At 51.9% G+C, this 20,261-nt stretch carries 15 protein-coding genes; 4 read left to right on the top strand and 11 right to left on the bottom strand.

The features are described 5' to 3' along the window. Positions 1–337: 337 nt before the first annotated feature. From A8F97_RS16000 to rtcR, 8 genes are all read right to left on the bottom strand, one after another. Positions 338–2,128 carry an ABC transporter ATP-binding protein gene (locus tag A8F97_RS16000; RefSeq protein ID WP_033070801.1) on the bottom strand — a complete coding sequence of 597 codons (1,791 nt, stop codon included), beginning with the start codon at positions 2,126–2,128 and terminating at the stop codon, positions 338–340. Between the two features lie 273 nt (positions 2,129–2,401). Continuing rightward, positions 2,402–3,841, bottom strand: a complete 1,440-nt coding sequence (aspA, locus tag A8F97_RS15995) for an aspartate ammonia-lyase (protein WP_005971181.1) — start codon at positions 3,839–3,841, stop codon at positions 2,402–2,404. Positions 3,842–4,092: 251 nt separating this feature from the next. After that, the gene (locus A8F97_RS15990) at positions 4,093–5,088 is read right to left on the bottom strand and encodes a LysR family transcriptional regulator (protein WP_012822257.1); all 996 of its coding nucleotides are present in this window, start codon (positions 5,086–5,088) and stop codon (positions 4,093–4,095) included. Between the two features lie 715 nt (positions 5,089–5,803). Then, positions 5,804–6,139: a hypothetical protein gene (locus A8F97_RS15985; RefSeq protein WP_012822258.1), complete on the bottom strand. Its 336-nt coding sequence runs from the start codon at positions 6,137–6,139 to the stop codon at positions 5,804–5,806. Between the two features lie 583 nt (positions 6,140–6,722). Next, on the bottom strand, positions 6,723–7,040 hold the full coding sequence (locus A8F97_RS15980) for a helix-turn-helix domain-containing protein (protein WP_012822259.1): 318 nt from the start codon (positions 7,038–7,040) through the stop codon (positions 6,723–6,725). 101 nt (positions 7,041–7,141) lie between these two features. Further along, entirely contained in the window at positions 7,142–7,486 is a 345-nt protein-coding gene (locus A8F97_RS15975; protein ID WP_014698642.1) for a hypothetical protein, read from the bottom strand. Positions 7,487–7,500: 14 nt separating this feature from the next. Then, entirely contained in the window at positions 7,501–7,770 is a 270-nt protein-coding gene (locus A8F97_RS15970) for a hypothetical protein (RefSeq protein WP_012822261.1), read from the bottom strand. Between the two features lie 160 nt (positions 7,771–7,930). Continuing rightward, a complete protein-coding gene (rtcR, locus tag A8F97_RS15965) occupies positions 7,931–9,508 on the bottom strand; it encodes an RNA repair transcriptional activator RtcR (protein ID WP_033070802.1) in 1,578 nt (525 codons plus the stop codon). Positions 9,509–9,699: 191 nt separating this feature from the next. Between rtcR and A8F97_RS15960 the strand changes: the two genes are divergently transcribed. From A8F97_RS15960 to A8F97_RS15950, 3 genes are read left to right on the top strand one after another with little or no spacing between them, the layout of a single operon-like run. Beyond that, a complete protein-coding gene (locus A8F97_RS15960; RefSeq protein ID WP_012822263.1) occupies positions 9,700–10,935 on the top strand; it encodes an RtcB family protein in 1,236 nt (411 codons plus the stop codon). A gap of 4 nt (positions 10,936–10,939) precedes the next feature. After that, on the top strand, positions 10,940–11,731 hold the full coding sequence (locus A8F97_RS15955) for a nucleotidyltransferase domain-containing protein (RefSeq protein WP_012822264.1): 792 nt from the start codon (positions 10,940–10,942) through the stop codon (positions 11,729–11,731). 40 nt (positions 11,732–11,771) lie between these two features. Then, complete coding sequence (locus A8F97_RS15950) at positions 11,772–13,112, top strand: HEAT repeat domain-containing protein (protein ID WP_033070803.1); 1,341 nt, start codon at positions 11,772–11,774, stop codon at positions 13,110–13,112. 5 nt (positions 13,113–13,117) lie between these two features. Here A8F97_RS15950 and A8F97_RS15945 read toward each other — a convergent pair whose 3' ends face one another. After that, positions 13,118–13,900: an HNH endonuclease gene (locus A8F97_RS15945; RefSeq protein ID WP_033070804.1), complete on the bottom strand. Its 783-nt coding sequence runs from the start codon at positions 13,898–13,900 to the stop codon at positions 13,118–13,120. A gap of 152 nt (positions 13,901–14,052) precedes the next feature. Between A8F97_RS15945 and A8F97_RS15940 the strand changes: the two genes are divergently transcribed. After that, on the top strand, positions 14,053–15,150 hold the full coding sequence (locus A8F97_RS15940; protein ID WP_033070805.1) for a DUF1615 domain-containing protein: 1,098 nt from the start codon (positions 14,053–14,055) through the stop codon (positions 15,148–15,150). A 95-nt stretch (positions 15,151–15,245) separates the two neighbouring features. Here A8F97_RS15940 and A8F97_RS15935 read toward each other — a convergent pair whose 3' ends face one another. Together A8F97_RS15935 and mgtA are read right to left on the bottom strand one after the other, a co-directional pair. Beyond that, entirely contained in the window at positions 15,246–17,195 is a 1,950-nt protein-coding gene (locus tag A8F97_RS15935) for a methyl-accepting chemotaxis protein (RefSeq protein ID WP_012822268.1), read from the bottom strand. A gap of 350 nt (positions 17,196–17,545) precedes the next feature. Next, positions 17,546–20,257 (bottom strand): magnesium-translocating P-type ATPase, encoded by a 2,712-nt coding sequence (mgtA, locus tag A8F97_RS15930; protein WP_033070806.1) that lies wholly within the window; start codon positions 20,255–20,257, stop codon positions 17,546–17,548. Positions 20,258–20,261: the final 4 nt, after the last annotated feature.

The raw sequence follows: 20,261 nt of genomic DNA, 5'->3' as shown, positions 1-20,261 counted from the left end.
AAACGTTAACGTTTTGTCCTGAAACTCGAATTATTTAGGGTATAGGATAAAAAAACAGGGCTAACGCTGAGGTAAACAAACCGCGCTACCGCTATTATTTTTCGGAGATGATTTAGTTTTGGTCTAAATCCCAAATTATTCAAATAATATAAGAGATTGAATCGGAAAATTTATTTTTAGGGGAGAGAAACGGTGCGGGATAAGTCGTGGCGTGACGAGGGAGTTGCACATCATCATGAGTGGGACGTGAGTTTTCAAATCATCAGACGTTTTCCTGCTAAAGAATTTGATGGTTTATTGACCTGTGGAATTGCTTATGTGCACAAGTTCACGGGTTTTATCCGGCCACGTCACCCTCTTTATCTTCCCCGTACTGATATTGTTCCCGCTGCAACTTCAGCAGTGAGTAATATTCTCCACGCGCCTGCTCTAAATCTGCAGGTGTGCCTCGTTCGACAATTTCTCCCTGTTTGAGAACAATAAGGTAGCTGGCATGCTTCACCACACCGAGCCGATGGGTGACCATGACAGCGGTTTTTCCGTGAACAAGGGTAGAGAACTGACGAAATATTTCTGCCTCAACGCGGGGGTCCATGGCGCTTGTTGGCTCATCCAGAATAATGAGTTCGCCGGGAGTATACAGCGCGCGGGCGAGGGCCAGACGCTGCCATTGCCCCCCCGACAGTTCTGTACCGGCATATTCCTTGCCGATAAGGGTATCTGGCGCGATACCATTGCCCAGAGCAAACTGGGCTTTTGCACAGGCATCCAGAAAGCCACGCTCTGTTTCCAGAGTGGAGAGATGGGTGAACGTCACGTTTTCTTTTATATTTAGATTGTAGTGACCAAAATCCTGGAATATGGCGCTGAGTTGGCGGCGCCACTGATAAATATCTATTCTGGCGATATCTGTACCATTGCAGGTTATGCGCCCTGATGTTGGATGATAGAGCCTGCAAAGCAGCTTTATTAGCGTGCTTTTACCTGCACCGTTTTCCCCCACGATCGCAAGATGGTCACCAGCGCGAAGCGTCAGGTTGATGTTCTTCAACACGAAATTATCATCCTGATAGGCAAATGAGACGTCCTCAAACCGGATCTCATGTAGCGGAGCTGGCCACGGCTCCTCAGGGGGAGCCTGAGGCGCTGCTGCCACGGTTTCCAATGCTTTCAGCCGGGCGAAAAAACCGAAGCAGACACCCACGTTGGCAAATGAATACACCATCCACTGGCAGGACAGGCCAAAGAAGGAGATGGACTGGATCGTTCCCAGCAGCCCACCCACGGAGATTTTCCCGGTAGAAAGGTAATTGACAAACCAGAACATGACGCCCAGTGAGCACAGCAGATAAAGCAGGTTCCAGGGCTGGGGACGCATCAGTTGTTTTCTTCGTACCTGATTGAGCTCATCTTCAAGTTCGTTGAAAGACTGTCGGTGTTTATCGAGGAAAAAACCGGAGAGGTTGAACAGCCGGATTTCTTTCGCAAGCTTCACATCCAGCAGTACGGAGAGAAAATACTTTATCCTTCTTGCTGGCATCCCTTTCCCAAGCATTGCTTTGAAGATATCTATCTGCGAATACGCTACTGCAAACGTCACGGGAACCAGCGGGAGCAGAAACGCCAGCGGTAGCCACCATACCACCGATGCCAGGACCAGAGACAAACTGAGCAGCGTCAGAGTTCCCCTGAAAATATCGATCAAATTGACCAGTAGATTAAGGGGGCGGTGTGCTGCTTCTCGGGATAAGACCTCCAGATCGTCATGAAGATCTGGCGATTCAATCAGCATCAGGTCGTCAATCCGGCAGGCGGCCTCCATTATTTTTCTTTGCGTCAGGAACGTGGCTTTAGAATTCAGAATGCTTTGTAGCGTACTGATAACTGGGGCCAAAACCCCTGGGATAACGAAGGTCAGCGCCCATAGTATGGCAACGGTTGTGAGCCCGCTATGGTCTGCACTGCTGATAATGTTCCCAAGATGTATGCTTGTCATCACGCTCAGCGTAGGCAAGAGTCCCTGTAGCGTAATTAGTATCAGAAAAAGGCAGGACAACGTCGGCGAAGAACGAAGCAAAAGCGAGACTGAGTATTGGATAAGCTGTAGTTTTTCCTTGGCCTTACCCATGAGAATGCTCCACGGTGATAGGGTGACCCAAAGGGTATACGATCACGTCATCGTAATGCCGAAAATATCCCCATTTTGTTGCTGAGCTATCTGGATGTGTTCCGTATGATTTCTCGGGGGTGGCAGCGTAGGATGAGTCACGGTATATCTGCTACGTCAGCACTCGGCGGATAAAAATAATATCGTCATACTGTAAATAATGAATAAGAAAAAGCCCGAAGTTTCCTCCGGGCCTGCGTAACAGCGATCGAAAATAGTGACAGAAAATGAAAATTAAACGGCTTCGTTTTCGTCGGTGTAGCGTTTGGCTTTGTAAGCTGGGTGCATCAGGTTCTGGATAGAGAAAATGTCGTCCAGTTGTTCTTCGGTCAGCAGGCCGCGCTCCAGCACCACTTCACGCACGCTCTTGCCGGTTTCGGCACAGATTTTCCCAACGATATCGCCGTTGTGGTGGCCGATGAACGGGTTCAGGTAGGTCACGATACCGATAGAGTTGAAGACGTAAGCTTCACACACGTCTTTGTTGGCAGTGATGCCGTTGACGCATTTTTCCAGCAGGTTGTAGCAAGCGCTAGACAGAATCTGGATGGACTCGAACATCGCTTGTCCGATAACAGGTTCCATCACGTTCAACTGCAACTGGCCTGCTTCTGCCGCCATGGTGACGCAGGTATCGTTGCCGATCACTTTGAAGCACACTTGATTCACGACTTCTGGGACAACCGGGTTAACTTTGGCTGGCATGATGGACGAGCCCGCCTGCAATTCCGGCAGGTTGATTTCGTTCAGGCCAGTACGCGGACCGGAAGACAGCAGGCGCAGGTCGTTACAGATCTTCGACATTTTAACTGCTACGCGTTTCAGGGCGCTGTGCATCATAACGTAAGCACCGCAGTCGGAGGTCGCTTCGATCAGGTCTTCAGCCGGTACGCAAGGCAGGCCGCTGACTTTTGCCAGATGCTGAACAGCCAATTTCTGGTATTCATCCGGCGTATTCAGGCGCGTACCGATAGCGGTGGCACCCAGGTTCACTTCCAGCAGCAGCTCGGCGGTACGCAGCAGGTTACGGTTTTCTTCTTTCAGCAGTACGTTGAACGCGTGGAATTCCTGACCGAGCGTCATCGGCACGGCGTCCTGCAACTGGGTACGGCCCATTTTCAGGATGTTTTCGAATTCTTTCGCTTTGCGCTCAAAGCCATCGCTCAACTGGGTAATCGCTTCAACCAGTTTCAGGATGGAGGTGTACACCGCGATACGGAAACCCGTCGGGTACGCATCGTTGGTGGATTGGCATTTGTTCAGGTGGTCATTCGGGTTCAGGTACTGGTATTCACCTTTCTGATGTCCCATCAGTTCCAGACCGATATTCGCCAGCACTTCGTTGGTATTCATGTTGACTGACGTACCCGCACCGCCCTGATACACATCGACAGGGAACTGATCCAGACACTTGCCGTTATTCAGCACTTCATCACAGGCTTGCAAAATAGTGTCGGCAATTTTACGCGGAATGGTTTGCAGTTCTTTATTCGCCAGCGCGGCCGCTTTTTTTACCATCACCATCGCGCGGACAAATTCTGGAATATCGCTGATGGTGCTATTACTGATATAAAAATTCTCAATCGCACGCAGTGTATGGATACCATAATAGGCATCAGCAGGAACTTCACGGGTACCTAACAGGTCTTCTTCAATACGGATATTGGTTGACATGGGTCTTCTTCCTTTTTTTTGTTCGATGTACATAGCATCGTTTTCAATATTAAAATTTTGATTTTTATGGGTTTTTATTCTTGCCGTCTTGTTTTCAGGTAACAAAAACCCATCACGATTTTGATAAAATCATGGCTAAAAAAGAGTTCTCGGGGAGACGAACGTTGAATAAGCATCGTTAAATGGCTATTGGTGGATATATTCCTCCATTTTGGTTCCGTCTCCCAATCATGAATAGTTATACCTAACTGTTATTCCGAATTATCTGGGGTAATCTCAACCAGCTTTTCTATTCCGCGGTTTAGCGTTTTCAATTTTGGAATAAATACGGTTTTGATAATGTCATGCGTGACATCGCACGCTTCTTCAAAGAACGCACTGTATTCATCACGGTGGCCAACAATATAAAGCGAACGCTTGATATTTAGCTGTTCCGGCATATGCGTGAGCACCTCGCGGGAATGTGCAACGGATTGCAGGAAGCTAAGCGGGGTGGTCACCGCCCAACCGATGCCTGCTGCCACCATCGATGTTAAGGTATCTGCATTATCAAATTCGAGCATGTTCGGTACGCGGATATCGATGCGGCGCAGGTAGCGCTCAATCTGCATCCCAATCTGCGAGTTCCGGTTAAAGCGCACCAGCGGCAGTGCAGCGGAAAGCTCGCGGATATCCTCAACCGTTTTGATGCGCTTGCGGTAATCCGGTGGCGTGATAATAAAATAGCCTTCGGAAAACAGTTGATGGCGCACCACGCTATCGCTGTCGATCAACGGGTCGCTGGTGACGATCAGATCCAGCTCGCGGCGCATGAGCGCTTCACCCTGCTGTGGGCTGAGCCCAGTACGAATCAGCAACTGTGACGAACTCTTCATCAAACTCTTGGTAAACACCGAACCACAGGTGATGGCAAATGAATCCACCAGGCCGATACGTAAGTCGGGTTTGATGCCTTTTCCCGCTTCCAGTACCTGTGCCTTGAGGTTTGCAATCTCCTCCGTCAGGATTTCTCCCCGGTTTTTCAACGCAATGCCGTAGGGTGTCAGGACAAAGGGGCGACGAGCCCGGTTAACCAATTTGACGCCGAAATCTTCTTCCAATAACCGAATCGTTTGCGAAATGGCAGAGGGCGTCAGGCCTAACCGCGCAGCGGCTGCCGTCATGCTTCCTGCTTCCGCCATCGTCACAAAAACATAGACGGCGTACATATCGATCGATTTATTGGCGGACACTGTGCGTTTAACCATGTGAGTTTGCCTACGCTGCAAGGTGAATGTCGTCGAAATATGAAGCGTTAGTCTATCTCATCTCGCTGACTACGACCTCGCTAACTGATGTCAGAATAGTCGGCTAACTTCAGAAAAAATACAGGTTGCATCACTGATTAATTTTTTCTTATTTCTAGCTTTAGCGGATCTGAAGATGAAGCATGAAGAGAGCTTGAACGCTGCCTGTAAGAGTGATTCAGCTATTTCCTCCCCGTCTTCAGGGGCTGCCTCTTAGTCATATTTTTTATGCAAACTGAGAGACGGTTTCGTGCGCTATAACATCGATATTTTTATGCTATCTCGTAGCACGCGCCCGACTCGGGACGGCTCAAACGCCGCTCGCCCCGAGACCCCAGGCTTTTGGCGGAAATTATGCCGCTTTGCGGTGCCATCGGTGTTCATGAGCACTAGTCGAGCCGCCAGTGACGCGTTTACTCGCCTCATAAATGGGGCTCGCCCTTCGGGTCAGCACGAGTGCTGTTCAAAAACGTCTCTGACGTTTTTGTCCGACGCGGCACTGGCTTTCGCGGCATCCATGCCGCTCACTCGGTGCTCATGCCCACTGCTGCATAATTTTTTACGCCGGATAACGGTAAACCCGTCATAAATTGCGGCACTTATATAAGAGTATAAGTGCCACCTTGCAAAGGAGGAGTAAGGGAACGCTCCACCTGTAATGCATAAAGTATTGTTTTTATTGTGTCGTAAGAGGCACGTCACTCACTGCCGTTACCGTGCGCACGTGGCGTTCCGCCTGTTCACACATTTCCAGCAGTGCCGGAATCAGGTGTGCGGTGGCGTTGAGGCACGCGCCGAGCTGGTTGAGGCTTTCTTGCGGCAGTTCCACGTCGTTTTGTAGCGTGTCGCCGAGGTAATGCAGGCCGTGGCACAGGCCTTCAACCGATTCGGCGGCAATCGCGCCGAGGTCGCAGAGCTGAACGTCATCTAACTGCGCGAAAGGCAGGCTGGCGATCAGATCGCGGAAAATAGTAATGGTGCTGTCATCGAGTGTGGCGTGAGTGTCCGTCATGGTCATTTTTTCCTTGAGATAATTAAGTCCGCCACCACACAAGGTTCCAAACTTGGGGGGTGACACAGACAGGATTGGAACCCCGGCTCTCAAGAAGACCGGTCAACCTTGCGGTTGCCCTGCCTGCGTCACCATAAAGAGTGTGCACGCAGCCCCTGAAAAAACAAAGCGTTTTTCAGTCTTGAGAGGTTCGGGGTTCCAAGCCCGGTTGCGGATTTTGCCGCAGCACAGAGACTCTATTCCAACGGCGAAAAACGTGAAATAGGGTGGATAGATTTACAGTGGAATTACAGTGCGTTTTGGAATGAAGTTCGCAGAAACAGAAATGAAAGCCTCCGCTGGCAAACCGCGATACACGGGGCGACCACAGGGGTGAGGCCTCCCTGCGGGAACCTCCCCCTGTGTTTCCCCTAAAATGAGGCTAGCTAGGGTTGCTTGTGGGCACGAGGAATCTTACACGCATTATTGATGAACAGGGGAGGGGGGGCATTAAAAGCGTTGATCGTAAAGCTAAGGAGGTGGCCGAACAACGGCTAAAAGCGCTTATGGCTGATGTCAGGGAGACTGAACGCTGTAAAAAACGTTAGCCTGCTGATTCGATTTCAGTTATAGCGATGGATGCCTGATGTAGGCTTGGCATCGACATCTTCGCGCGGAAACCGAGTGCATCCAGCATGTCGAACATGGCGTCAATAGTGAAAAGCTCGATCTTGGCATTTTTCAGTTCTGAAACGCGCGACTGGCTGATACCCAGTTTTTCCGCTGCCTCTCTTTGTGTCCAGCCTTTCTCTTTGATTAAATTAGTGATCATGATTGATAAATCCATTTTCATTGCCATCTTGCTGGCAATCTCAGCGTCATGCGTTACATGAAACGGGCTTTCGTAGAATTTTAGCGCCATAATGCTTACCTCCTTATCTCAGTAAATAAAATATCTAATATTTTAGATATTTCGTCAAATTTACTGGATAGAAAGTGTCCTGTTTACTGATTCGGAATTAATCAGCTCAACACATGATAGCGATAGAGCATTTTCTCAAGGTCCTGTTTCATGCTGACAAAAAGCAGGATCTCTATGATGCGATGCTCTTCATCAACATCATATAAACAGCGAAAATCATCTTCTATCGAGAGACGCTCACGGAGCGCGATTCCCTTATCGGATAATATCGCGTTGTGCCTGTAGCGGGCAGGATCTTGAGAAATGGCCTGTATGGATGATAAGAACAACGATTCAGACCACGTAGCGGCCTGTGCAATGCCAATATAGTGAGATTTATAAGACTCAGCATCCTGCAAAGACCAGACAGCCGCAGGGGCGACTTTAAGGGTATATGAACTCGCCAAGTTGGCTCCTTGTTTTACGTCCGTGCTTCACGTAGTTTTTGCAGGGCTTCCTCGGCGGACATGCCATGACCGTCCTTAATTTCTTTTTTGGCTGTCATCACCAGTTTTAAAAGCGCGTTAGATTGCCTTTCTCTTTCTCTTTCAAGCAGTTCTGCTTCCCGTTCTGCCGCCGTTTGCACGAAGAGCTCTGCGGAGCCGTTCTTCGTTACGTAAACACCGCCCTGGAACAGTTCAGGGTTGCCAAGGCCTTCACGGGCCGACTTCTGAGACATTGTGGTTTTCATATCATCTACCTTAATTAAAACAATCGCTTATAGCAAGTATGGCTATAATCTGTAGACACCTGCTATGTGGTGATAGCGAATACTTTCATCTTGCCGTTGCCTGATGGGAACAGAACAATTATATCGTAGCCTACACATAAGGTATAAATTTATGATGAATTTATACCCGTTTCAACCCCTCCCAGCTCAGCCCAAAACGTGCCAGATACTTACGCAGACGGTCGGCGTCGTTGGGCTTTTGTTTTTGCTGGCGTGAGACGGCGAACAGCAGGCGACCGGCTTCGGAGAGCGAATTGGCGGTGCGGCAGACGTCGAGCGCGGTTTCAAGCTGGCGCTGTTCAAACAGGTCGATGTTGGCGAGTTCGGGCGGTAGCGCGGTTGCTGGCGCATCACTCCGCCAACTGGCTTGCAGGCGAGTAATTTCTTCTTCTACCAGAGCAACGGTGATGCGGCCTTGTTCCGCCAGTGTCGCCATGCGGGCGATAGAAGAGCCGAGTTCGCGGAAGTTGCCATGCCACGCTGCCTGCGGTGAGCAGGCAAAGGCGAGGTAGCGCTGTCGTGCCTCTTTATCGAAGCGAATCTGTGTTTGATGATCGCGTGTGAAGCGCTGGAGCTCGTATTCAATGTTGGGTTCGATGTCTTCCCGCCGCTCCGACAGTCCCGGCAAGGGGAAGGTCCACATATTAATACGCGCATAGAGATCTTCACGAAATTTGCCCTGTGCGATCCACTCGCGCAGGTTGCGGTGCGTGCCAGCAATTAACTGAAAATCGCTGCTGACTTCTTTATCTGAGCCAAACGGGAAAAAGCGTTTTTCCTCAATGGCCTTGAGCAGCATGGCCTGTTCATCCAGCCCCAGTTCGGCGATTTCATCCAGAAACAGCATGCCGCCGTCCGCTTCACGCAGCAGCCCGCTTCTTGCCTGCAATGCGCCAGTAAATGCGCCTTTCACATGGCCGAACAGCGTTGACATCGCATTGTCACCGCGCAGCGTGGCACAGTTAACCGCAACAAACCGCCCGCTAACCAGATGGCGAGACTGGCGTAGCTGGTAGATGCGTTGCGCCAGAAAGGATTTCCCCGCGCCCGTCGGCCCAGTCAAGAGCATCGGCGCGGTGGATCGCAGCGCGACGCGTTCAATCTGGTCGATCAACGTATTGAATGTGCTATTGCGTGTTTCGATGCCGGATTTCAGGAATGAGACGGAGCGCTGCTGTTCGTGTTGGAAACGGCTAGTGAGGGTGGCGTAGCGGCTGAGATCCAGATCGATGACGGCGTAGATACCCTGTGGTGCAGGGCGATCCGCTTTCTCCCCCGGTGCGGTTTGCAGCAGCTTGGCGGGCAGATAGCGGGCTTCGGTTAGCAGGAACCAGCAAATCTGCACGACGTGGGTGCCGGTGGTGATGTGGACGAAATACTCTTCGTTCTCAGTATCGAACGGGTAGTGGCTCGCAAAGTCCAGAAAGGCGCTGTAGACCTCTTCCAGATTCCAGGGATCGTTTAACTCAACAGTCTGAAGCGTGACCTGCGTGGCGGGTGACACCACGGCAACATCCTCTGCCACCTGCTGTGCCATTCCCTCGTTGCGCGATTGATGCAGCAGTTCCAGACGATCGACCGGAAAATCCGGCTGCTGACACAGGCCGACAGTAGGCCGCCATTTCGTCCAGCGATTCTCCCGTTTACCCCGTCTATCCAGCGTGGTGCCCAGCACACCAATGACGACGCGACGTTTCATGTTATACCTTGTTATAAATTATTATCCTATAGGATAAAGTTACCTGTTTTTTTGTGCCGTCGCTAGTTTGTGTGTTTTATTTTTTAATCATTATTTATCAATTATTTATGTTTTTATTTTGTCTTTTTCAGAAATCTGGCACGTCTTTCGCTATATCTCAGGTGAACAATGACAAACAAAGAGAAGAAAAAATGGAAGAGATGAAAACGCAGGATTACGACATGATGTCGCCAGTGAATAGCGCACCGGTAAAAATGTGGACACAGGGTGTACCTGTGGAACCGGAAGCCCGCGATCAACTGTTGAACACGGCCAAAATGCCGTTCATTTTTAAACATCTGGCGGTGATGCCGGATGTGCATCTGGGAAAAGGATCGACGATCGGTAGTGTGATCCCCACGCGTGGCGCGATTATTCCCGCTGCGGTCGGCGTAGATATCGGCTGTGGAATGATCGCGGTGCGAACATCACTGGTTGCCAGTGACTTGCCGGATAACCTGCTGGGGCTACGTAGCGCGATTGAACAGGCGGTGCCGCACGGACGTAGCGTTACGCGTTCCAAGCGCGACGTCGGTTCCTGGCAGAATCCACCGCAAACGGTGGATTCGCATTGGTCACTGCTGGAACCACGTTTTAAACGTTTGACGGATAAATATCCGCAGTTGCTGAAAACGAACAACTACCAGCACTTGGGAACGTTAGGGACGGGTAACCACTTTATCGAAATCTGTCTGGATGAGGTGGATCGCGTGTGGGTGATGTTGCACAGCGGATCGCGTGGTGTAGGAAACGCGATTGGATCGCTGTTCATCAAGCTGGCGCAGGAAGATATGCAGCAGCACATTGCAAATCTGCCGGACCGTAATCTGGCGTATTTCGAGGAAGGAAGCCTGCACTTTGAGGATTACATGGAAGCGGTCGAGTGGGCGCAGGATTTTGCTCGTCATAACCGTGAAGTGATGATGTCGCATACGCTGGCAGCGCTGTCCCGTATTGTGACGAAGCCGTTTACCACCCAGCAGGAAGGTGTGAACTGCCACCATAACTACGTGCAGCGCGAAACGCACTTTGGTGAATCGGTGCTGATCACCCGTAAAGGGGCGGTATCGGCGCAGAAAGGTCAAATGGGGATCATTCCGGGATCGATGGGGGCGAAGAGCTTCATCGTGCGCGGATTGGGGAACGAAGACAGTTTCTGTTCCTGTAGCCACGGTGCGGGGAGAACCATGAGTCGTACTGCGGCGAAAAAACGTTTTACCGTGGAAGATCAAATCCGTGCGACCGCGCACGTTGAGTGCAGAAAAGATAGCAACGTTATCGACGAAATCCCGATGGCGTACAAAGATATCGATAAGGTGATGGCGGCACAGTCATCGCTGGTGGAAATCGTGCATACGCTGCGTCAGGTGGTGTGTGTAAAAGGATAAGATCATGATGGAAAAGGATTATCGCGTTGATGCTGCCATGCGGACGCGGATAAAATTAGTCTTACAGGACGTGGAAGAACGTTATCAGGTGAAGGTGCTTTATGCCTGTGAATCGGGCAGCCGTGGCTGGGGATTTTCATCCCCAGATAGCGACTACGACGTGCGCTTTCTCTACGTGCACCGGCCTGAATGGTACTTGCGCGTGGAGCCGCAGCGCGATGTGATCGAGCTGCCTATCGACGATGAACTGGACGTCTGCGGCTGGGAGTGGCGCAAAGCACTCGGCCTGCTTAAGCGGGCTAACCCGACGCTGATCGAATGGCTGGATTCGCCTGTAGTCTATCAGGAAGATCGGGACACTACGTCCGAACTGCGGGCAGCGGTGCCTGCATGGTTCTCGCCGTCCAAGGCACGCTGGCACTATTTGTCGATGGCGCGTAAAAACTTTCGCGGTTATCTGCAAGACGAGACGGTACGCCTCAAAAAGTATTTCTACGTCCTGCGCCCGCTGCTGGCGGTGCGCTGGATAGAGGCGGGTAAAGGGATGCCGCCGATGCGTTTTTCGCAGTTGCTTGCAGGAACGGTAGACGATCCGCGCCTGCTGGCTGACATTCATCAACTGTTGGAGATAAAGCAACGGTCGGGTGAGGCGGAATATGGCCCGCGTCGGGAAGTGATCCACGCGTTCATCACGCAGATGCTGAACGAAGCGGATAGCTCCGTTGCGTTACCAGACAGTAAGACCGTTGATGACACGATGTTGAATGCGCTGCTGTACCGGACGGTGATGGCGTAATTGGCAGTGTTCCTGCTGCCAGAGAAAGAGGACAGGGAATATGGCATCTTACGATTTACTGCTGCAACAGTTGGAAAAGCTCGTGACTTTGCCGGACAACTATTATCAGCCCGCGCAGGCTGGCTTGCTAGACTCGGCGTCACGCCTGATAGCGCTTACGCGCCACTATAACGGGCATATTCGGCAGCGTGCGGTGCTGTGTCTGGGCTTCATGGATGAGGTATCTGCCTTGCCAGCACTGATTGAACGGGTGAACGATTGGGCTGAACCAGTACGCCGTGCGGCCAAACAGAGCGTGCGGTTGCTGTTAACGTCGGATAATACCGCGCATTTTGTCGCCAATTTGCCTGATATTTTCTGGCTGCTGGAATGTCAGAGGGAAAATCACCAGCCGCTGGTGGATGAAATCGTCAGTTTTCTGGCTGAGAAGGCACACATCCCGTCGCTACTGGCAGGACTGTCTTCGGAAGACAAAACCGTCGCTCGATTATCTCTGAGTATTCTGGTTGATCGTGATCTGCTCCCACTGAAACAGATCTTTGTGCAGGCGATGTTGCATCGCGATCCGTTAGTAAGATCAAACGCGGCGCAGTATTTGCTAAGCGCGGATCAGGATGTCGATCATGACGTGATGGCGATTCTGTTGAAAGATACGTTCGCACCGATCAAGCAGGCGGCATTGCAGTACGTGATGGGCAGCGCGTTCCCCGTTCCCACTCCTCTGCTGATTGCTTTACTGTTTGATAAGAATGCATTAGTGCGCCAGCGTGCCTCAGGGCTACTGCGTGAGCAAAACGACGATCCGGTCACCCATTATCTTGCGGCACTGGATCGAGCGACGACGGTCACAATGTGTAAAATCACGCTGTGGGGACTCGATGAGCATCGCTACGACGGCATTGTGGCGCTGGCGGAACGCTATCTGGATGAGCGCTACCCCAGTCTTTATCACAGCGCTTTGCGTATTCTTATTCTGCGTACCGGTGACGATGCTCGTGAACAACTGTTTGCTGCTCTGCGACATTCCTCGTTTGCTATTGCGAAGGTTGCGTGGAAGCTGTTTGATCAGCAGAAAATTTCTTTGTCGCTGCCTGAACTCCAGCGCTGTCTGGAAGAGGCATCTTCTAGAGAACACGTTGAGGTGTACTACTTTTTAGCGCACAAGTTGAATAAATGGGACTGGCTGATTTTCCTATTGGATAACGAGCAAGCAGAAAATGCTGCGCTAACGCAGGCTAGCTTGACGTATTGGATACAGCGATTCAACCATTCGGGCATCTTACCGAATACACGGCAACAGGCGCGTTTGCGGGACTTGTTAGATAAAAGCCCACACGTTATCTCGCGCAAAAGTCCGTATATCGCTCTGTTTTTGCAGTGATGATGTTACCCCTGTCCCAAAAAAATATGCTCACGGTGGTATGCCATCTGTGACAGATCGGGTGGGTAGGCGTCTGGCAGGTGGATTTGCTTGCCTTCGTACTGGGCGAAGTTGACGTCGCTGATGGTGCTTTTCAGCTTTTTGATGCGTGGAGACAGTAGCATCTCCAGCGAGTCGTTGAAGCTGATCAGCCCCATATCAAAGGCTTTGTCGTGCAGGCTGGACAGGCAGAGGCCGTTGCTGGGATCGAGGCGGTGTTCTATTGCTGTTTTCCACGGGCGAATATGACTGGCGACCAGCAACGTAGACTCTTCCAGCCCGGTAACACAGCAACGTTCGCCATAGTTACTGAGCACGCGTTTGCGAAATAGCTGCTGACCAATGCGTGTTTTCACCTGTGCGAGGCGCTCGCCGCCGCGGTAATTCGGGATGTCGCTCTCGCTGGCTTGGAACAGTGATGGCGCTTCTGTCGCTCCGGTTTCGAGCGATACCATCGCTTTCTGGCACAACTGTTCAAATAACTCAGGGTTGTTGTCCATCTCCTGCCATAGCGCGCGGTCGGCATTGGAGGCCCCACGCAGGCCAGTGCGACCAGAATCGATAATGAACGGATCGAGGCTGGCGAGGTTAACCAACTTCATCGCCAGCGCAGAAGGTGTGCGGTTAATCAGCGCTGCGTAGCGAATGATGTCGGGGTTACGCGAATGCAATCTGCCAAACGGCAACTGACTGTAAAGGGTGAAGGCGATCAGCAATTGATCCCGTGTCCAATGGTTGGTAGCAGCCATGCGTGTGTTGTCCGTTCGTTAGCGCATTCGGTTAGTGATAACGCTAACTATGCCAGGACAGTGCGTAAAATGCATGTACTCACCTTAGCTGGATAATTGATACGGGCTGCGTTAACGTTCTGACAGCCTTCTTATCATGATGCCGAGAAACTATGCTCCGTTTTTATCCTCCCTTGTTCCGTCCCCTGTGCGCGCTGGCTCTGCTGGTGCTGGTGGGTTGTGCTAGTAAAACGGCGACGACACCGGGATCACGGCCTGCGGATGTTCGTGCTCAGCTACTCAAACTCTTGCCGGACAACGTGAAAGATCGTCAGGGGTGGGCGACCGATATTGCCACGGCGTTTACGGCGCAGGGGCTCGCTCCCAGTAATGAAAACCTGTGTTCGGTGCTAGCGGTGACCGAGCAGGAATCGACGTTCAATGCCGATCCGCAGGTGCCGAATTTGTCAAAAATTGCCTGGCAGGAGATCAACCGCCGCGCGGAGAAAATTCATGTACCGGTGTTTCTGGTGCGCACCGCGCTACTCATCAAATCCCCCAACGGAAAAAGCTATAGCGAGCGGCTCGATAAGGTACGCACGGAAAAAGAACTCAGCGCGATCTTTGATGATTTCATTGACATGGTTCCGATGGGGCAGCAACTGTTTGGTCGCCTGAACCCGGTACATACCGGTGGGCCGATGCAGGTGAGCATTGCGTTTGCTGAAGCTAACGCAAAGGGCTATCCATATACCGTGGATGGCACCCTTCGGCAGGAAGTATTTAGCCGCCGGGGCGGAATGTATTTTGGCATCAAGCACCTGCTGGGCTATCCGGCGAATTATCCGCAGTCCATTTATCGGTTCGCAGATTTCAACGCAGGCTGGTATGCCAGTCGGAATGCGGCGTTTCAGCGAGCTGTCAGCCGCCTGACGGGGGTTAAGCTGGCGCTGGATGGGGATTTAATCAACTACAGTTCGGATAAAGCCAGCGCCACGGAACTGGCGGTGCGTGCGTTGGAGAAGCGGTTAGATATGAGCGAGAGCGCGATTCGTCGTGCGTTGGAGAAAGGCAATAGTCGCGATTTTGAAGACACCAGCCTGTATGAGCGTGTCTTTGCGCTGGCGGATAAATCGGGCTCGAAAGCGCCGCGCGCTATTCTGCCGGGAATTACGCTGGAAAGTCCGAAGATCACCCGTAAGCTCACTACGGCATGGTTTGCCCAACGTGTCGATGAACGCCGCCAGCGGTGTTTAGCGAGAGATAAATAGCTCACGCCCTCGATGAGGGAGTGAGTATCACCATGTTAAAAGAGCAAACCGGCTATTAGGGGGGCGTCTGCGCTTCTCGAACGGTATCGTCTGCGCTACCTTGATAACAGCGCATGTGGTAAAGGTTGCAGTGGTGCGCTGTCGTCAACCTTGAAGCGGCTGACCAACGATTCCATTTCAATTGCCTGTTCATCCAGTAATTGGCTGGCAACGGAAGCCTGCGAAACCAGTGTCGCATTCTGCTGTGTGACCATATCCAATTGGCTGAGCGCTTCGTTAATTTGCGCGATGCCCAGAGACTGTTCATCAGCGGCGACCGCGATTTCATTCACCAGATCGCGCACTTTACGTGTGCCAGTGACAATGTTGTTAATCTCCCGGTTTGATTGGTTAACTAGCTTCGTCCCTTCACTGACGCTGGCAATGCTATCGGCGATGAGTGCGCGGATTTTTCCTGCTTCGTCAGCACTACGCTGCGAAAGTTGACGAACTTCCGCCGCAACAACGGAGAACCCTCGGCCATGCTGTCCTGCCCGCGCAGCTTCAACCGCGGCGTTCAGCGCCAGCAGGTTGGTTTGAAAGGCAATGGCATCAATGGCGGCAACCACCGCATTCACGCGCTGGCTGGTATCCTGAATTCTTTCCATCGCACTGCTGGCCGATTGGGTGATCGTTCCGATACGGTGAGCCTGATCGTCTACCTCTGTCGTCAACTGACGAGTCTGTCCGGCAAAGTCGGCGGTTTGTTTTACCGTGACGGTTATTTCTTCCATGCTGCTGGCGGTTTGCACCAGCGAAGCGGATTGCTCTTCGGTGCGCTGTGCCAGATCCTGATTGCCGTTGGCGATCTCGCTGCTGGCTCGCCCGATGGTCTGTGAACTGCGTTTAATACTTACTACCATATCGGCGATGTTTTCCAGTGAGGCGTTATATGCCTGATTCAACTGAGAAAGTTCATCGGTCCCCGGTACGCGCAGACGGCGCGTAAGATCCCCGCCCATCTCGCGAATAGTCGTCAGCGTTTGCTGAAGTTGCTCGTTGATGCTGCGCATAATCATTAAGGCCAGACCGATCGCCATCAGTAGAGAAACCAGTGCGCCCGCTAAATAGCTAATCCAAGACTGTCGAGCATCGGCAGCTAACGCATTAACCTGTGTGGCCAGATCGTGGGTGGCGAACTGTTCAACCTTTTTCAACTCATCGATTTTTGCCGTTTGTTGGTTAAACCACTGGCTGGCATCAATCGCAAAATTACCGCCAGGGGAAGCGATAGCCTTATTGCGCATTTGCAGCGCGCTCTGAGCAGCAGGGGTGTTAAGGGCTTGTTCGAAAGCCTTACGCTGTTCGGCATTGGCGAACATGTTATAGGCGGTGATATACGCCTCTCCCTTACCCACCATCTGGTTCAGACGCTCGAACATCCCGGTGGCAAAGTTATCGGCAGAGAAGGTGTTGGAGAGGACGGCACGTTCAAGCCCTGCCTGTTCTTTGACGTTCAGCAGGTTGTAATAGGCCGCCAGCCGTTGGGCAATACCGCCGTCGCTGACCAGATGGGTCATATCCCCGACAATATTCAGCAGATAGGTGACGGAATCGGAATAGTAGCCGAGCGCCTGGGTGACTGGGATCGAGATATTATCGACGTTACGGCGATGTTCGCCGAGTTGTTGTGCTTTCTGCGCAATTTTATCAAGCTCTCCGCTAACGGCAGAACCCAGTTCGTCCTGACTCAGATTAGCGGTGGTTTGCTCCAGCACCTGTTGTGCCCGATCGGTCGCTTGCCGCTGCGTCGTGAGTTCCGCACCAAAATTTTTTCCCTGACTGCCAAAATAGCCCGCACTTAAACCGCGTTCACGCTGGAGTTGGTAAGCGAACTCGCCTGCATCGTGCGCCAGAGTAATCAGTTTCGCCATGCGGATCATTTCATTTTCTGCGCTGCGCCGCTCCACCACGCCAGAAAAACTGAACCACAGTAGAGCAAGGATTGGCGGTAGGAGGGCCAAAATGAACTTACTACGGATCGATATGTGGTGTAGGGATTTCATAGATATGCTCCATTGCCTGCAATCCGTCCGTTTCTGACATGTGCAGTGTGCAAAAGTAGACGAGGGTTTATTTTAGTTTCGGCGTAATGGGGTAATGGTTTAGCACTGATTTCATCATTCCCTTAAAAAAATCACGCCTATTTTTTTTACCACCATGTTGATGGAAATATATTTATTATTATTTAATGGGTTATGTGTTTTTTTTGCAATAAGATCTTTAGCTTATTATACAGCTAAAGTGGTATCTGTTTTTTGCCTCTGGAACGGTATTTTTACGATCTGAATGATGGCGAGACGTATCGTGATACGGCGGGTAATCGCGTACCCGCCGTGAAGATGTGATGACAGGATTAGAACCATTGGCCGAAGCGGTGGATGTAGGCGCGTTTAACCAGTTGTGCGACGGTGCAGTAGCCAATCAGCGTAGCAGCCAGCCAAGGGAAATATTCCCACGGCAGCGGTTGCAAACCGACCAGCGTCCCCACCGGGGAGAAGGGCAAATAGATGCCGAGTGCCATCACCAGTCCGGTCATCAACATCACCGGCAGCGCCGCCGTACTTTGAATGAACGGGATCTTCTGGGTACGCAGCATGTGCACCACCAGCGTTTGTGACAACAACCCTTCAACGAACCAGCCTGACTGGAACAGTGCCTGATGCTCAATGCTGTTGGCGGCAAACACGAACCACATCAGTGCGTAGGTGGTGATGTCAAAAATCGATGACGTCGGCCCGATACACAGCATGAAGCGCCCGATGTTTTTAGCATCCCATTTGCGCGGTTTGCGCAGGAACTCCTTATCCATTTTGTCCCACGGCAGCGACAACTGAGAGATGTCGTACATCAGGTTCTGAATCAGCAAATGGATCGCTAACATCGGCAGGAAAGGAATAAAGGCGCTGGCGACGAGTACCGAAAACACATTGCCAAAATTGGAACTGGCGGTCATGTTCAGGTATTTGATGATATTACCGAACGTTTCGCGCCCTTTGATAACACCGGCTTCCAGCACCATCAGGTTTTTTTCTAAGAGAATGATATCGGCTGACTCTTTGGCGATATCCGTGCCGGTATCGACGGAAATTCCGATATCGGCATCGCGCAGAGCGGGTGCATCGTTGATGCCGTCGCCCAGAAAGCCGACCGTATGGTCATTACTTTGTAATGCTTTCAGTACGCGGGATTTTTGTAGCGGCGTCAGCCGGGCAAAAATGGTGCGCTGTTCTACCAGCACGCCGAGCTGTTCATCGCTGAGCGCATCGATCTCGTTCCCCTCTAGCACTTCGCCCGGCTCCAGCCCAACATCGCGGCAGATCTTGCTGGTAATGATCGCGTTGTCGCCGGTCAGGACTTTCACCGTCACGCCGTTTTCATGCAGGGCACGAATCGCGGCAGAGGCGCTTTCTTTCGGTGGATCGAGGAACGTCAGCAGGCCGCAGAGGGTCAGATCGCGTTCATCCTCGGCGCTGAGCGGCAGCGTGCTGCCGACCGGGTTCAGTTCGCGGGTGCCAATCATCAGCACGCGAAACCCTTGCTGGTTGTAGCTTTCAGCCAGTTTTTTCAGCGTGTGGCGGCGCTCATCGTCCAGTTCATGCCGCTGTCCGTTCTCATTGACATGCGTCGCGACGGCTAGCATTTCTTCTACCGAGCCTTTGCAAATCAGGCGTTGCTGGTTGTGCTCATCGGCAACAATGATGGACAGACGACGACGAATAAAATCAAACGGCAGTTCATCGATTTTGCGATAGCGACCCAGCGCGGCGATGGCCGGATTATGGCGACCAAAATGCATGATGGCCTGATCCATCAGATTTTTCATGCCGCTCTGGTGCGCGCTGTTGAGCCAGGCGAGTTGCAGCACGTTCCCATCGACCTGACCCTGCGTATTGAGGTGATGCTCAAGGATGATGCGATCCTGCGTGAGCGTACCGGTTTTATCGGTGCACAGCACATCCATCGCACCAAAGTTCTGAATCGCGTTTAGCCGTTTGACCACCACTTTATGCCGCGCCATGGCAATCGCGCCCTTCGCCAGATTGGAAGAGACAATCATTGGCAGCATTTCTGGCGTCAGGCCTACCGCAACGGCCAGCGCAAACAGACTGGCTTCCATCCAGTCTCCTTTGGTGAAGCCATTAATCAACAGTACGACAGGCACCATCACGATCATAAAGCGGATCAGCAACCAACTTACGCTGTTAACGCCGCGATCGAAGGCGGTTTGGGTACGGGTGCCGACGATGGATTTTGCCAGTGACCCGAAATAGGTGTAGCTACCGGTTGCCACCACAACCGCCGTTGCCGTGCCGCTGGAGATATTGGTTCCCATGAGGCAGATGTTGGATAACGCCAGCAGATCGCTTTCTCCGTCACTGTCTGCGGGCTGGCAGCCTTTGGCGCTGATATCGCTGAATACGTCGTATTTTTCTATCGGCAGCGATTCACCGGTCAGCACTGCCTGACTGACGAACAGATCGCGTGATTCCACCAATCGGACATCCGCAGGCACCATGTCACCGGCGGAGAGCATCAGAATATCGCCGGGAACCAGTTGCTGAAGTGGGATTTCCTGCATGACGGCGGTGGCGCAGGCGTGAGGGCGACGCAGTACGGTAGCCGTTGTCCGTACCAGGGATTTCAGCGCTTCTGCGGCCTTATTGGTGCGAAACTCTTGCCAGAAGCGCAGCAGGCCGCTCAGGCTAACCATCACCAGAATGATGACAACGCCAGTGAGTGACGTCTCTTCGTGACTACGCAACGGTAGCCAGTAATCGGTAAAAAAGCTGATAGCGGCCAGCGCCATCAGCACGTAAATAAACGGGTTATTAAATGCGCTAGCCAACTGCACCAGCGCGTGCGGTGCTTTTTCATGGGCGACGCGGTTTTCGCCATAGGTTTGCTGGCGTTCAATGACGTCATCATGGCTTAAGCCGTGCAGATGCGTATTCAGGTTAGCCAACGTTTGATCGAGGCTGTTTTGTGCCTCGCGGGCAATCGCAAAGGTAGCCGTGGATGTTTTACGGGCGCGGCGATGCCCCGTTTGCGTGATCATATCGGTCATGATG

The sequence above is a fragment of the Pectobacterium parmentieri genome, assembly GCF_001742145.1.
GTDB lineage: Bacteria > Pseudomonadota > Gammaproteobacteria > Enterobacterales > Enterobacteriaceae > Pectobacterium > Pectobacterium parmentieri.
The sequence above is the reverse complement of the archived record's forward strand: the minus strand, read 5'-3'. Positions and strand labels throughout refer to the sequence as shown.

Bases quoted from the DNA above. Each gene is read 5' to 3' on its own strand.
- A8F97_RS16000 (WP_033070801.1), bottom strand. From the start codon at position 2,128: ATGGGTAAGGCCAAGGAAAAACTACAGCTTATCCAATACTCAGTCTCG.
- aspA (WP_005971181.1), bottom strand. From the start codon at position 3,841: ATGTCAACCAATATCCGTATTGAAGAAGACCTGTTAGGTACCCGTGAA.
- A8F97_RS15990 (WP_012822257.1), bottom strand. From the start codon at position 5,088: ATGGTTAAACGCACAGTGTCCGCCAATAAATCGATCGATATGTACGCC.
- A8F97_RS15985 (WP_012822258.1), bottom strand. From the start codon at position 6,139: ATGACGGACACTCACGCCACACTCGATGACAGCACCATTACTATTTTC.
- A8F97_RS15980 (WP_012822259.1), bottom strand. From the start codon at position 7,040: ATGGCGCTAAAATTCTACGAAAGCCCGTTTCATGTAACGCATGACGCT.
- A8F97_RS15970 (WP_012822261.1), bottom strand. From the start codon at position 7,770: ATGAAAACCACAATGTCTCAGAAGTCGGCCCGTGAAGGCCTTGGCAAC.
- rtcR (WP_033070802.1), bottom strand. From the start codon at position 9,508: ATGAAACGTCGCGTCGTCATTGGTGTGCTGGGCACCACGCTGGATAGA.
- A8F97_RS15960 (WP_012822263.1), top strand. From the start codon at position 9,700: ATGGAAGAGATGAAAACGCAGGATTACGACATGATGTCGCCAGTGAAT.
- A8F97_RS15955 (WP_012822264.1), top strand. From the start codon at position 10,940: ATGATGGAAAAGGATTATCGCGTTGATGCTGCCATGCGGACGCGGATA.
- A8F97_RS15950 (WP_033070803.1), top strand. From the start codon at position 11,772: ATGGCATCTTACGATTTACTGCTGCAACAGTTGGAAAAGCTCGTGACT.
- A8F97_RS15945 (WP_033070804.1), bottom strand. From the start codon at position 13,900: ATGGCTGCTACCAACCATTGGACACGGGATCAATTGCTGATCGCCTTC.
- A8F97_RS15940 (WP_033070805.1), top strand. From the start codon at position 14,053: ATGCTCCGTTTTTATCCTCCCTTGTTCCGTCCCCTGTGCGCGCTGGCT.
- A8F97_RS15935 (WP_012822268.1), bottom strand. From the start codon at position 17,195: ATGAAATCCCTACACCACATATCGATCCGTAGTAAGTTCATTTTGGCC.
- mgtA (WP_033070806.1), bottom strand. From the start codon at position 20,257: ATGACCGATATGATCACGCAAACGGGGCATCGCCGCGCCCGTAAAACA.